The following is a 13,444-nucleotide window of genomic DNA, read 5'->3' as shown; positions in this document are numbered from 1 at the left end:
ATGTAACTGAAATAACTAAAAACAGGAAATATAACCAATTTAATTGAAGTGAATGGTCGATTTTCATTATAATTATTTTATGGAGAAGAATTATCCAAAAATAAAGGTGTGTGAAGATGACTACTATTTTGGAAGTACAAAACATCTGTAAACAATACAATGGGAAAACAATTTTAGAGAATGTATCGTTTTCAATTGCGTCCAATCAAATCATTGCTCTAGTGGGGAAAAACGGTTCTGGAAAAAGCACCTTACTCAAGATTATTGCAGCATTCATTAAACCAGACAGTGGTTCTATTGTGAAGCATAAAACGTCTTTAAAAGTTGGCTATGTACCAGAAATAACTCCTTCTCATATTTTATTTACACCTCAAGAATATCTTTATCACATGGGCTGTATACGAGGTATGGCTAAAAAGCAGCTTTTGCAGAAGATAGAAGAATTACTTGAGATGTTTCAACTAAAAGAGGAAAAAAATACAAGGATTGTCCATTTCTCTAAAGGGATGAAGCAAAAGGTGATGATTATGCAGGCGATGCTAGAAGAAACTGATCTACTGATAATGGATGAACCATTGTCAGGACTTGATGCCAAGGCACAAAATGATTTCGAACAAATCTTAGCTAAAGTAAGAAGCAAAGGTCTCAGTATCCTCTTAACCTGTCATGAAACCAAATTACTTGAAAAGCTTGTAGACTCCGTTTTACTTATTCAAGAGAATGCGATCATTCAGATAAAGGAATTCGATCGTAATCCAACACATCGATTAATTTTTGAGATTGCTAGCCTGTCATTACTCGATGAAATCATACCTTCTATGGAGATTCAACAAAAACAACTTTTAGTGAATGGACATTATGAAATAGTGACGATTGTTCCAGCAAAGGATTCAGATCAAATTTTACTGAAATTATTACAACACAATGCTTCAATTAAATATTTAGCGACTGTCCACTACAAAAAAGAACAATTCTCTTCTCATTTTTGAAAGGAGGAATCGAAAAAGATGAGCAGTTTAGTACGTTATCAATTGATAAATTATTTAAGAACCTATCACTACGTTCCACCTTTTACAATCTTCATTCTATGTCTTATCGTTAATTATACTTTTGTCCCTAACCCAATATTAGATAGTTATTCATTTACATCTCTTGTGCTCTTTTTTTTAATGGGCTGGTTTACTGTTACATTATTTCATGCTGAAGATGAAGGACAAAAAATGATTACTACCCTTCATACGAGAAAAACAATAGACTACAATTTAGGGATATTCATCATTTGTGGGCTGCTTGCCTTTAGCCTAAGCTGTGTTTCTGTCATCTATCCAATCCTAATAGAGGCATTTTTTGAGAAGCCCAAACTATTACATATTTTACTAGGTTTCTTGTCTCATTTTAGTTTATCGTTACTTGCCATTGCACTCACTGCTTTATTTACTAGGGAACTCGTGAAAAATAGGCGAAATACGTGGTGGGGTGTAATAGGCATCCTTATTATTTCTGTCGTGATCGCTACTTTAAAAGATTCTATTCTAACTGGACTTCTTTGGTTACTTCCTCCTCTTCATTTTTCATTAGAAATGATGAGTGTGGGCGATCAAATTGAAGTTATACCCAACGTTTTTTATTGGCAATACACATGGATTATAATTTATGCATTCCTTATCATTGTTTTGTTTTTTTTCCTAGTCAACCGAAGAAAATGATTTAGACATCTTACTAAGGAGAGATAGTATGTATGAGCAACGGGAACATCAAAGTACTAATTGTTGAAGACGAAAATGATATAGCTAATATTATAAGGGACTACTTAAGTGTTAATCAGTTCGATTCACATATTGTTCGAACAGGTCATGAAGCAATCCATTATTTGCAAGAATCTAAACCTGATTTCATTATCCTTGATCTTTCTCTACCCGATTGTGATGGCATTGAAATATGTCGTAAAATCCGTGAAAACAGCAATGTTGCCATTCTTATTTTAAGTGCTCGAGGAAGTGATACAGATAAAGTACTGGGATTAGGTTTTGGAGCAGATGATTATATGACAAAACCGTTCTCTCTAAGTGAACTTGTCGCAAGAATTAACGCTCATTTACGAAGACAGGATAGATGGCTTCAGCATAATGGACGGCATATGGGAGGAGATGTCATTCACATAGATAATATGGTCATAAATAAACAGGAATATATTTTTTTACGTGATAGCAAGCCAATACCACTGTCAGCAAAAGAGTTTGAACTGCTATTTTTCCTAGCTAAAAATAGAAATCAAGTTTTCTCTAAAGGTCAGTTACTTGATGCCGTTTGGGGTTATGAGACCTATGGAGATGAAAATACAATTACAGTTTATATTAGAAGGCTTCGAGAAAAAATTGAAGTCAGCCCTTCTCATCCTGTTTATCTTCAAACGGTTTGGGGAGTCGGTTATAAATTCAGTACACCCAATCACTCATAGGAGAATCAAATGCACCTAAAAAATTGGATGAATAAGTGGTTATGGGCCCTATTAATCTGTGTTGTACTATTGTTTATCGTTGTCCTTTCACTATACTTTGCAGCAGAAACTTCTCAAGAAGAATCACAAGATAAATATGTTATTAATCAAATTCGTTTATCAGTAAATCCATTATTATTGTACATAGAAGATCATTTTCCAAATTTCGCATTAAATTCAGCTGTACGTAGCACGCTACAACAAATGAGTGATGACAAGAATATTGATATTACAGTAGTTCAACTAGATGGAACAGTAAGTTACACTTCAATTAAGAATGATGTTTCAACTACTATTCATATTAAACATGATATACATTATGATTTATTTACCTCACAACAAGAGCCTGGAAAGATTAATATAGCCTTTCCGATTATGAATGGAGAAAGTAATGAACAGATAGGTAATGCTATTTTTTCCCTGAACAAGGACATTCTCTTTCCTTTAAAACAGACGAATTCCAACTCGATTCTTTTATTCGTCTTTATTGGCTTCTTGAGCCTTTTGATCATTTGCCTTGCCCTATTCATAGTAAGGAAAGTTCATAAAGATATTTTAAAGCCTTTAGATGAGCTAAAGGACAACACAGAGGAAATTGTAAAAGGAAATTACGAACAAATTACCATCCACTCGAAAATGGATGAGATTGGTGAATTGTATGCAGTATTTGATCAAATGCGAGTAGAGATTAAACAGTTAGCCATCCAGCACAATGAACAAGAGCAAACTCAAAAGAAGCTCATTTCTAATATATCTCATGAAGTAAGAACTCCCTTAACCACAATCAAAGCATATTTAGACGCTATTTCAGAGGGGATTTGTCGAGATGAAGACTCGCTTATGGCCTATATTCAAATCATGCAGTCCAATACGGATAAGATGTCGAGGCTAGTTGATGATTTATTTATTCATACCTTAAAGGAGCTTGGTCATATCCCGATCCATTTAAAAGAGCAATATAGCCAAGACGTTCTTACAAACATTCTGAAACCAATTCAATATTATGTCCAAACAACAAATATTCATTTTATAAGACCTACTAGGATTCCTAATGTCCTTATTCTAGTAGATGCTGATCGACTAGAGCAGGTGATCTCCAACCTTATTACCAATGCGTTAAAGCATTCTTCTCATGAAGATACCATCACCATTACTACCTATATCGAAAATCAATCACTCTATATCCAAGTAATAGATACTGGTAATGGAATGCTTCCCGAAGATATGCCATTTATTTTTGAACGTTACTTTAGAGGTCGGCAGCCTGGAAGTGAATCAGTCATTAAAAATGAAGGCGCAGGACTTGGCCTATCCATTTGTCAGCATATTATGGAAGCGCACCATGGGTCCATTTCATTTCATAGTAAGCCTAATGAAGGCACTACCTTTACACTTATACTCCCCATCTCGTAAAAAGACTCCCGTTTTAGGAAGTCTTTTTTTCTTTCAACGTTCTTTTCTTATATGCTAAAAAGAAAGAAAGGGTAAGTATACTACCAAAAAATGAATCGATAATACGGACAACCCATATTCCATAACTTCTTAAAGGAATGCCGTTAATAAGCTGCCATAGACATACATATCCGAGCGTTAAAACAGCTAGTAAACTCCAAAAGATGAGTTTTTTCCGTGGCGATATAGCTGGTATTTTTTTATCTTTGCTTAAAGTTGCTCTGTAATATACATATCCAAAGATTAACACAATGCCAAACAAGGTACTCCCGTGTTGTAGAAATTTATAAATCGGTATTTGATAGCCAAAGAAAGTATATGTTTGAGTAAGAACTCGAAGTTTTGTCACCATAAGCCCATTTTGATGTGTAAATGAATCCCATATGACATGTGTTAACATGCCCAGCAATGCAGAGTAGCCAAAAACAAATACTTTCCATATGTTATTTCCTGCAATTTGATGGCTTTCTGTAGCTTGTAAAAACTCTGGTAAATGACTCATGATTGGCTGTTGGATAAACCGTTGATAAATCAAATAGATGAAAAGAACGAGTGGCAGATTGAATAAAAAGAACCCTGCAAAGGTATGACCAATCTCCCCTATCGGCCGACCTCTTAAAAAATATTCAAAATCTGGAGCCATACTTCCTAAAACTAATGCAGAAAAATGAATATATTTACTTTTTCGAGAAAAAGGTAAGACTGCCGCTGGATGAGCAAATGTTAAGGGCATATCTCAAACCTCCTTATTTATTACATCTATTAAATCGCATATTATAACGTTTACTATTAAGAAAGGTTACTCTGTCTGTAAGAATTTATTAATAATTTCATAAGGACTTACTAATAATTACATATTACACTAAAGAAAATGAGTTAAGGAGGCCTTATCATGGAAAAAGAGATACTGATTCGAGCCCAAAATTTATGTAAAACCTATGCAACCGGCAGCGAACAATTCCATGCTATTAAGAATATGAATGTCGACATTTATAAAGGGGATTTCACCGTTATTATGGGGAATTCTGGTTCTGGTAAATCAACGCTTCTTTATCTTTTAAGTGGGCTTGATGCCCTTACAGCAGGTGAAGTTTATTTTCAAGGAGAAAAACTTGATACCTTTTCTGAACGAAAGTTAGCTACTTTGCGTTCACAGAAGGTTGGCTATATCTATCAAAGTAGCAATCTCATTCCAGATATGACGCTACTAGAGAATATTGCTCTTCCTGGATACATCGCGAAAAAAAATAAAAAGGAAGTCATACAAAAAGCGGAGCAACTACTAAGTTTAATGGGACTTGAAAAGCAACGAAATCGATTACCCTCTCAAACATCAGGTGGACAGCAACAAAGAGCTGCCATTGCTAGAGCGTTGGTCAACAATCCTGAAGTGTTATTTGCAGATGAGCCTACGGGTAGTTTAAATTTTGATCAAGGTGTAGCAGTATTAGATACCTTAACGAATTTAAATAGAAATGGGCAATCCATTGTCATGATTACACATGATATGAAGGCAGCTTGTCGTGCGAATCGTCTAATCATCATTCAGGATGGAAAAATAGATGGGATCTTAAACTTTGAAAAATATGAACATACCAGCATACAAGAACGGGAACACATTATCTTTTCTTATGTTGCCGGGAAGGAGTAAAAAATGTACGCGATTATAACCCTTTGCTCTTCCTATATAAGAAAACGGAAAATACAAAATGGACTGATGGTTGTCCTTATTTTTTTATCAACACTTTTACTGGCGACTTCTGTCACTATACTGACCAATACAAACAATATTTTTGAAAAAGCCCATCATGATTCAAATGGTGCCCATCAAATTTTAACAATGGGTAACAATATTCATAACCCGATTGCTGTAAACGAATGGTGGCAGGAGCAACCAGGCGTGACTACTTCTAGTCTCATACCCTATAGAAATTTATCTAGATTTACCTTCAATGGGAAAGAAATATCCAATATCTATTTATTTATGATGAATACGCCAAATACACCGTTTATGATTGATCAATTACTATTTTCTGAGGGTGAAAAGCAACTCTCTCCTCCTAAGGGTACCATTTGGATTCCCACATCATTGGCATCAAGCGCTACCATTTCGCTCGGTGATGCAATTGAATTTCATACAGGTGAGAGCACGTTTAATTTAACAGTGTCAGGTATTGTGGTTGATATGCCATACGGAGGCCCTTTTACAACAAATGCTCGTATCTGGATGAACAATACTGATTATCAACAGCATTTAGCAACCATGACAGGTTCTGATCAGTACATGATGGCATTACGCTTTAATGACTATCAGCAAAACACCAATTATTGGGGTGATTTTGAAAAGTATCTGCAGGGACCTTATCTTGAATCTAAAATGGAATATGAAGAAATAGCTTCTTTTTATTTGATCATTAATAAAATCATTGGCTTTATTATGATCGCCTTTGGTATAGCTATGCTTTTGGTTTCCTTGTTTGTTATTGGTTTTAGCATTTCCGATGCCATTTTAACGAATTACAGAACAATAGGCGTTATCAAATCATTGGGTCTTTCTTCTCGAGAGATAAGTATCACTTACGTATTACAATTCGGCTTGTTATCTGCTGTCGCGATTATACCTGGCATCATCATTAGTAAATTCCTTTCCAGAATAATTATAGAAAGCTCCTTATCTTATATGAAGGCAGGAAATCATTTAACCATACATCAAGATACTCTACTTAACATAGTGATTGCTCTCATCTTATTTGGCATTGTGCTACTCACTGCCTATTTCTACTCACACAAGGCGCGAAATGTAGAGCCTGTTCAAGCCATCAAATATGGGATGTCAGAAAGTGCAAATAGTAAAATGAATCGGCGCAGAAACAGCTCGAATAGATTATTTCGATTAAGCAGTCTACCGATTCAACTTCAAATTGGTCTAAAAAGTATCACAAAAAACATAAAAAGTTCCATTCTTGTTATTGCACTTACTTCCATTACGTCTGCCATACTAGTCTTTAGTGTAGTCATATTAAATAGCTTTATTTCCATCAAAGAAACATCTCCTTCATGGGGATATGATGCCTCACATGTAGTCGTAACTGTATCTAATAAAGAAACCTTTACAAAACAACAATTTGAAGATTTTTTAATGGCTGATGAACGGGTTAAAGATCATGCATGGCTTGATCAATTCACAGGCATACTTCCTAATGACAGCCATCCCCCATTAAATATTAATGTCAATGTGATTGAGGGTAGCTTTGATGGCGCTGGCTATGTGACAATGTCTGGCCGTAATCCAATCAGTAAGAACGAAATCGCGATTGGACTCAATGTCGCTCGCGCTTTAAATAAAAATATAGGCGATATGGTAGAAGTTTATCTTGAGGGGAAACCGCATTTTCTTATTGTGACCGGAATCTATCAATCGATAGCAAATATGTCGAATTCAGCAAGGATTACAGCAGAGGTTATTAAAGTTTATAATACTACCTACACTACTTCAGAAGTAAGTATGATTAATCTTTTAGATGAAACAATCGCTACGCCATTCGTTGAGGATTTAAATACGCACTTTAAAAGTTCAGTATCAGCTGTCACACAACAGCTATTATTAGATGCCGTCTTTAAAGAAGTCGTGGCCGTTTTAGTCATTCCCCTTTCAATCGTTGGTATTTTATTTATCATCGTAACCTGCATCATTATTTTTAGTGTATCACGAATTAATGTTAGAAAAGAAAGTAGCACGTATGGCATTTATAAATCAATTGGAATGACCTCAACAAATATTAGATGGTCGATTACAATCGGTATTTTACTTCTATCCATAATGGGTGCATTAGCAGGAATCTTTATCGGGATAAAATTAATTCCTCTTGCACTTCAGTCAATTATTTTAGATTATGGCTTACTCGAACTACCGCTTGTTATAAACTGGCCAACAAGTATCGGTATAAGCTTTGTAAGTGTAATAGCTGCCATTTTTGGCGGCTGGATTTCGACCAAAATAATCGCTAAAACGTCGCCTCGCATATTAATTGTTGAATAAATAAATTTGGCCCCTACTAGTTTAGGGGCCTTTTAATCATTCAAAAAAATTCTCTTCAGATAGCACGACGATATTGTTTCTTCGAAGCAATGCCGTAGTTACTCCTTCGCCAGCTAATTTTGTTCCATTAAACGCACCGTTATAAATCTTTGCACTGCCACAGGATGGGCTATATTCCTTTAAAATGACATGAGTTGCCCCTACCTCAAGTGCTTTTTGTAAGGTTGCATAGGCTCCCTTCAGATATAAATCTGTGACATCTCGTCCAGAACTTTCAACCACTGTTGCGTTGCCATCAAGTACATCTTGTCCATTGCCACCTACAATTTCAGCCGGTTCGCGGGGCGTTGAAAAGCCTCCCATCAGCTCTGGGCAAACCGTGACAGCTTTATTTTCTAACACGAGCTTTTGTATTTTTTCATCTAGACTGTTTGTGCCATTATAACGAACATTTAAACCTGCTAAGCAAGCACTTATTAAAATCATCGTTTTCTCACTCCCTCTACTATCTTTATTCCACTATAACACGCATGCTACAATAATTTTATGAAGACCAAGGGAGGAGATAGAATGCCTGATCCTATTTTGATTTTACCTTATACAGATGAATGGGCTAAGGAATTTCATAGCATAGGCTGTCAATTGCGGGAGGCCTTAGGAAATAGAGCGCTGAGAATTGATCATATTGGCTCAACCGCTGTAGCAGGGTTAGCAGCAAAACCTGTAATTGATATACAAATATCCGTTGCATCGTTTACACCATTGGCAGCATTTAAAATTCCATTAGAATCTCTAGGTTTTAGTTATCGAGCAGAAAATACAGACAAGTCTAAACGCTATTTTCGAGAGGCTCTAGGAGATAGACGAGTACATATTCATGTTCGACAGGCTGGTAGTTGGGCAGAGCAGCTAGCCCTATTATTTCGAGATTTTTTGCGCTGTCATCCAGATTACTGTCATCGCTATGAGCAGGTAAAATATGAATTGGCTAAGAAATTTTAAAGAACCGATTATATGGGAAATTTTAAAACAAGCAAATCATTGGAGCCAGCAGACTGGCTGGTCTCCTGCCAATTCAGATAACTAAAGAAAAGGGAGGAACAAACTTGGCTGAATTTACAATTTGTTTTCTGAGGAAGGGAGATTATATCCTTTTATTGAATAGAGATAAGCCTCAGTGGATGGGCGCATGGAATGGTGTTGGTGGCAAAATTGAACAGGATGAAACACCATTAGCTGGTGCCTTACGAGAAATTAAAGAAGAAACAGGCATTACGGTTGAGGATATTACCTATAAGGGTAAAATAACCTGGACAGATGGGGTTGTTAACTATGGCTGTATGTATGCGTTTATAGCGGAACTACCTGAATCTTTTCCCTATGTAACACCGATAAAGGTTGCTGAGGGCATTCTTGATTGGAAGGAGCTTACTTGGATTTTCCACCCTGAAAATGTAGGTATTGCGGACTTAAAATATTATTTACCTAAGATGCTCAATGAAACAGCAAACTATGATTATATTTTTACATATCAAGATAAGAAATTAGTCAATATTTCTTCAGCACCAATTGAACAAACATCGACTGTCTAATAATAAATAAGCCTCGTCCATGCAATAGGTGCATAACGAGGCTTGTTTTTAGAATCTTGGTTGTGCAAAGCGCATTCTGCACATCGACCAATTTAAGCTTGTAGTTTGGATTTTATCATGTATTTCCCATAAGCTATCCACGATTCGCAATTCAACATTGCGCTCCAATAATGCTTTAGCTATATCATTGATCTCTGAGACATGGATGGGTATTTGTGTTATTTCACTCGTATAATAGCCCGCAATATCATCCTGTAAAGTGAATCCTTTACTATCAAACTCATATAGGTAAAGACTTGTAGTTTTCAATACTTCCAACCACTTTTTTTCTATGACCACTACATGTGAAGCTTGAGATAGATATTGCTGTCTGTCCTGCTCTGTTGTTTGATCTCCTGCATGAAAGCAGACACGCGGACAATCTCTTGGCGTTAAATAGTTTGGCAGGCATTTTTCGTTGATTGCCCATACTAGCCCTTTTTTGGCATCTAAATCTGGTCGCTCAGGCAGTCGAGGATGAAAAATCATAATAGTAGGGTCTTCACTGACATGAAATAAACGCATGGGTACTTCTCCTTTATTTCCTTAATTTAAAAACAATAAAATCTGCACAATGCAAATCTTCCACAAATTGAGGATACTTCTTTAGCATGTCTTGTGATGGCTTGGGCTCTTCCATAGCATCAATCGTAAATCCAGCTTGCCTAATTGCTTGCACATAGCTTGTTAATGTTCGATGGTATAGAACTATCGGTGGGTCAGCATCTAGCTGGTGATACTCCCCTTCATAAAAATAACGTTGGACTTTCCAGTATTGTTGATCTAGCTGCTCATGTCTCATCCATCCACTATTTGGTGTCACAAAGCATGGGTGTAAAATCGAAAAAATAAAAGTGCTATTAGGTTTTAATAATCGAAACATCTCACATAGAGCAGCCTGATAATCCTCTAAATCTTGGAGAACCATATTTGAAACAATACCATCAAATTGTTCATCTGCTAAAAAGGATAAATTTTCACAATTCCCGTGTAAAAATTGAATAGCTTCCTGCTGTGGTGTTCTTTCCATAGCAATGTCTAGCATTTTTTGTGAAAAATCAACAGCTGTTACTCTTGCACCCTTCTTTACCAGTAATCTGCTTAAATAGCCTTCTCCACATCCTGCATCTAATAGATGGTTTCCATCTATCTCACCTAGCAAAGAAAAGATGGTTGGATTTAACAGTACGACACGATGAATATCCCCCTGCTCATCGTAGTTTGCTGTATACCTTTCCGCATATCGATTCCAGCGTTGAATAGCTTGTTCTGTGTTCATTTACAGTCCCCATTTCAAAGTAAAATCGTAACGTTACGTCCTGTGTGCACTTGTCTATTTTTCCATATAAAGAAAAAAATATATAGACTTTTATTTTATTTTTTAATATCATGTAGATAGAGGCACGTCTTCTTTAAGTAAATGATAAAGCCAGAAATCCAAATAGGATTTCTGGCTTTTATGCATTATATAGAAATTGTATGTTCAGCAACAGCTTCTTTTTTTACAGTTAACCATCTACCAATTACCATAACGAGCAATGCAAGAAACACAATGACACCAGCAAATATAAGTGCTGCTTTATAGCTACTATAAACTTCAACCAGTTTTCCTGCGATGATCGGTCCGATAATTTGTCCAAAAGCATAAAAGGTTGTTAATAAAGAAACAACGAATCCGCTCTTTGTCGGGAATAGCTGTCGTGCATAGGAAGTAGTTAGCGTGACAATACCTACAAAGGTTAGACCGAATAAAAACGATGCTAGTAAAACGCTCCATACCGTTTGTGCAAAAACAGGTAACAGGATACCAACCACTTGCAGTATGTACGCCACAAACAAAATTTTTATAGCTGAAAACTTCTCTAATAAGACCGTCCAAACAGGAGCTGATGGGATAGCCGCTAGCCCCACAATGACCCAGCTATAGGAAGAGTAAGCTTGAAGAGAAGGAATATTATGAATAATATCGACTAAAAAAGTACCTGTAATAATATAGCCTAACCCCTCTAAGCCATAGGATAAAATCAACCATGGCATAAAACCCTTTGTCATTTTTGTATCAAGAGATTTCGTAACTTTTGTGCTGTCCTGCACCACTAAACTTCTCCATAAATAAGAGGTAATAAATAAAAAAATTGCTGATAAAATCCCTAAGCCTAACCATGCACCCTGCCAAGCAAATCTTGCTTCTATAGCAGGTACACATAAACCTGAAATAGCAATCCCTAAGCCTATTCCACTAAATACATAGCCAGACCATCGTGATAATGAATGCTTCGCCAAGTAATCCATAATAATACTCGATGTTAACACAAAAATAAGGCCCCCTGTAATGCCCGCAATTAAACGCAGAACTAGCCAGACACTATACACTTCTATTAAGCCCATTAATATAACAGATAGGACATTGGTAACAACACTTGCCATTAAAACATTTTTACGTTGTCGATAAATGAACCCTGCCCATAATGCGCCAATGAAATAACCAATATAATTGCTTGAAGCTAAAAACCCAGCCACTTCCAATGAAAATCCTACATCATGACGCATAAAGGGTAGAATCGGTGTGAAGGCAAATCGACTAATCCCCATTGCAACAACCAATAACAAAATTCCTCCAAAGACAATTCCTACATGTTGTCGATTCATGATGAACCCCCCTCTCATATATTCTATTGTAATTAAAAGGATACAGAGCGCAAATTAATAAATCTAATATATAATGTATATAAAATCATAAAAAAAATTTATGAAAGGTGTAATGACATGAATTTACATGCTCTACGTTTATTTACAAAGGTGGCTGAACTCAATAGTGTTTCCAAAGCGGCACAGACACTTATGATTAGTCAGCCTGCTGTAACCATTCAAATTCGAAATTTAGAGAAAGAACTAGGCTTGACACTGCTAGAAGCCAAAGGTAGGGGCATTTCGCTAACACAAAATGGTACTTTTTTATACAAACAGGCACAGCGCTTATTTGATCTAGAATCTGATATTGAAAATAAAGTTGAACAGCTTAAAAATACGGGCAATGAAGAACTGCAAATTGCCTCCACGCATGTTCCCTCCCATTTTTTACTACCTAAATGGTTAGCTCAATTTAAACAAGTTTATCCAGCAACACATATTCATTTAAAGACCGCCAATTCCCAGCAAGTGATTGAGGATTTACTCCATTATAAAGCTGATTTAGCTTTTATCGTCAAAGAAGATGGACATCATGCTGATATTAATTATCAATTTCTAATGAATTTGGATTATTGGTTTATTGTGCCGTACAATCATCATCTGGCAGGTCAAACAGTGTCCCTTGCAGAACTTATGCAGCAGCCCTTCGTCACAAGAGAGGATGGTAGTTCCACAAAAGAATACTTAAATGCCCTATGTAAAGTGCATAAAATTCCTCCACCGAAAGTAGGTTTACAACTAGACGGGATTAATGAATCCATACATGCCATTGCGGCAGGTTTTGGTACAATGCTAGCACCATCCATAGCAGCTTCTAGCTTTATTCTACAGCAGCAAGTTGCCCGCGTTTTTATTAAGGACATTGATATTCAACGACCGATTTACCTTTGTACAAGAAAAAATGAATTGCATCACTCCACATCCTTTAATAATTTTCTTCACATCATCAATGAATCGATCATATAGAAAGAAGGCACTCTCAAATAGGTGCCTTCTTTTATTATCTATCAACGCTTGTCAAAGCTGTAAAAATGTAGTTAAAAAGGTGCATATGTTTCTTTAGTCACCATACTAATATTCGTTTTTTTGTAGACTTAATAGTTTTTATAGCCTATAATAATCCGTGTTATTATC

14 protein-coding genes are annotated in these 13,444 nt (G+C 36.1%); 9 read left to right on the top strand and 5 right to left on the bottom strand.

Annotated elements, in window-relative coordinates; translation table 11 throughout:
* Nucleotides 1–116 precede the first annotated feature (116 nt).
* From EW028_RS00760 to EW028_RS00745, 4 genes are read left to right on the top strand one after another with little or no spacing between them, the layout of a single operon-like run.
* Entirely contained in the window at nucleotides 117–989 is an 873-nt protein-coding gene (locus EW028_RS00760; RefSeq protein WP_131519581.1) for an ABC transporter ATP-binding protein, read from the top strand.
* Nucleotides 990–1,007: 18 nt separating this feature from the next.
* On the top strand, nucleotides 1,008–1,706 hold the full coding sequence (locus EW028_RS00755; protein WP_112117598.1) for an ABC transporter permease: 699 nt from the start codon (nucleotides 1,008–1,010) through the stop codon (nucleotides 1,704–1,706).
* Nucleotides 1,707–1,738: 32 nt separating this feature from the next.
* Nucleotides 1,739–2,458: a response regulator transcription factor gene (locus tag EW028_RS00750; protein WP_115673491.1), complete on the top strand. Its 720-nt coding sequence runs from the start codon at nucleotides 1,739–1,741 to the stop codon at nucleotides 2,456–2,458.
* Between the two features lie 27 nt (nucleotides 2,459–2,485).
* The gene (locus EW028_RS00745) at nucleotides 2,486–3,910 is read left to right on the top strand and encodes a sensor histidine kinase (RefSeq protein ID WP_227744825.1); all 1,425 of its coding nucleotides are present in this window, start codon (nucleotides 2,486–2,488) and stop codon (nucleotides 3,908–3,910) included.
* Nucleotides 3,911–3,923: 13 nt separating this feature from the next.
* Here EW028_RS00745 and EW028_RS00740 read toward each other — a convergent pair whose 3' ends face one another.
* Complete coding sequence (locus EW028_RS00740; RefSeq protein ID WP_131519579.1) at nucleotides 3,924–4,682, bottom strand: DUF4184 family protein; 759 nt, start codon at nucleotides 4,680–4,682, stop codon at nucleotides 3,924–3,926.
* A gap of 159 nt (nucleotides 4,683–4,841) precedes the next feature.
* On the opposite strand from EW028_RS00740, the gene EW028_RS00735 reads away from it, so the two are divergent.
* Together EW028_RS00735 and EW028_RS00730 are read left to right on the top strand one after the other, a co-directional pair.
* Nucleotides 4,842–5,600 carry an ABC transporter ATP-binding protein gene (locus tag EW028_RS00735; RefSeq protein WP_131519578.1) on the top strand — a complete coding sequence of 253 codons (759 nt, stop codon included), beginning with the start codon at nucleotides 4,842–4,844 and terminating at the stop codon, nucleotides 5,598–5,600.
* 3 nt (nucleotides 5,601–5,603) lie between these two features.
* A complete protein-coding gene (locus EW028_RS00730) occupies nucleotides 5,604–7,988 on the top strand; it encodes an ABC transporter permease (RefSeq protein WP_131519577.1) in 2,385 nt (794 codons plus the stop codon).
* Nucleotides 7,989–8,024: 36 nt separating this feature from the next.
* Here EW028_RS00730 and EW028_RS00725 read toward each other — a convergent pair whose 3' ends face one another.
* Entirely contained in the window at nucleotides 8,025–8,474 is a 450-nt protein-coding gene (locus EW028_RS00725) for a 2-thiouracil desulfurase family protein (RefSeq protein WP_066036629.1), read from the bottom strand.
* A gap of 84 nt (nucleotides 8,475–8,558) precedes the next feature.
* Here EW028_RS00725 and EW028_RS00720 point away from each other — a divergent pair, with 84 nt between their 5' ends.
* Both EW028_RS00720 and EW028_RS00715 read left to right on the top strand, forming a co-directional pair.
* Nucleotides 8,559–8,990, top strand: coding sequence for a GrpB family protein (locus EW028_RS00720; protein ID WP_227744824.1), 432 nt, complete (start codon nucleotides 8,559–8,561; stop codon nucleotides 8,988–8,990).
* A gap of 104 nt (nucleotides 8,991–9,094) precedes the next feature.
* Nucleotides 9,095–9,580 carry an NUDIX hydrolase gene (locus EW028_RS00715; protein WP_131519576.1) on the top strand — a complete coding sequence of 162 codons (486 nt, stop codon included), beginning with the start codon at nucleotides 9,095–9,097 and terminating at the stop codon, nucleotides 9,578–9,580.
* A 48-nt stretch (nucleotides 9,581–9,628) separates the two neighbouring features.
* On the opposite strand, the gene EW028_RS00710 is transcribed toward EW028_RS00715, so the two are convergent.
* The 3 genes from EW028_RS00710 to EW028_RS00700 form a co-directional block, all read right to left on the bottom strand.
* Nucleotides 9,629–10,144, bottom strand: coding sequence for a DUF6886 family protein (locus EW028_RS00710; protein ID WP_131519575.1), 516 nt, complete (start codon nucleotides 10,142–10,144; stop codon nucleotides 9,629–9,631).
* A 13-nt stretch (nucleotides 10,145–10,157) separates the two neighbouring features.
* Nucleotides 10,158–10,898, bottom strand: coding sequence for a class I SAM-dependent methyltransferase (locus EW028_RS00705; RefSeq protein WP_131519574.1), 741 nt, complete (start codon nucleotides 10,896–10,898; stop codon nucleotides 10,158–10,160).
* Nucleotides 10,899–11,083: 185 nt separating this feature from the next.
* Nucleotides 11,084–12,268 (bottom strand): YbfB/YjiJ family MFS transporter, encoded by a 1,185-nt coding sequence (locus tag EW028_RS00700; protein WP_048391235.1) that lies wholly within the window; start codon nucleotides 12,266–12,268, stop codon nucleotides 11,084–11,086.
* A 117-nt stretch (nucleotides 12,269–12,385) separates the two neighbouring features.
* Here EW028_RS00700 and EW028_RS00695 point away from each other — a divergent pair, with 117 nt between their 5' ends.
* Nucleotides 12,386–13,276 carry a LysR family transcriptional regulator gene (locus EW028_RS00695; RefSeq protein ID WP_131519573.1) on the top strand — a complete coding sequence of 297 codons (891 nt, stop codon included), beginning with the start codon at nucleotides 12,386–12,388 and terminating at the stop codon, nucleotides 13,274–13,276.
* The last annotated feature ends 168 nt before the right edge of the window (nucleotides 13,277–13,444 follow it).

It is taken from the genome of Lysinibacillus sp. OL1 (genome assembly GCF_004332175.1).
Taxonomy (GTDB): domain Bacteria; phylum Bacillota; class Bacilli; order Bacillales_A; family Planococcaceae; genus Lysinibacillus; species Lysinibacillus capsici.
The sequence above is the reverse complement of the archived record's forward strand: the minus strand, read 5'-3'. Positions and strand labels throughout refer to the sequence as shown.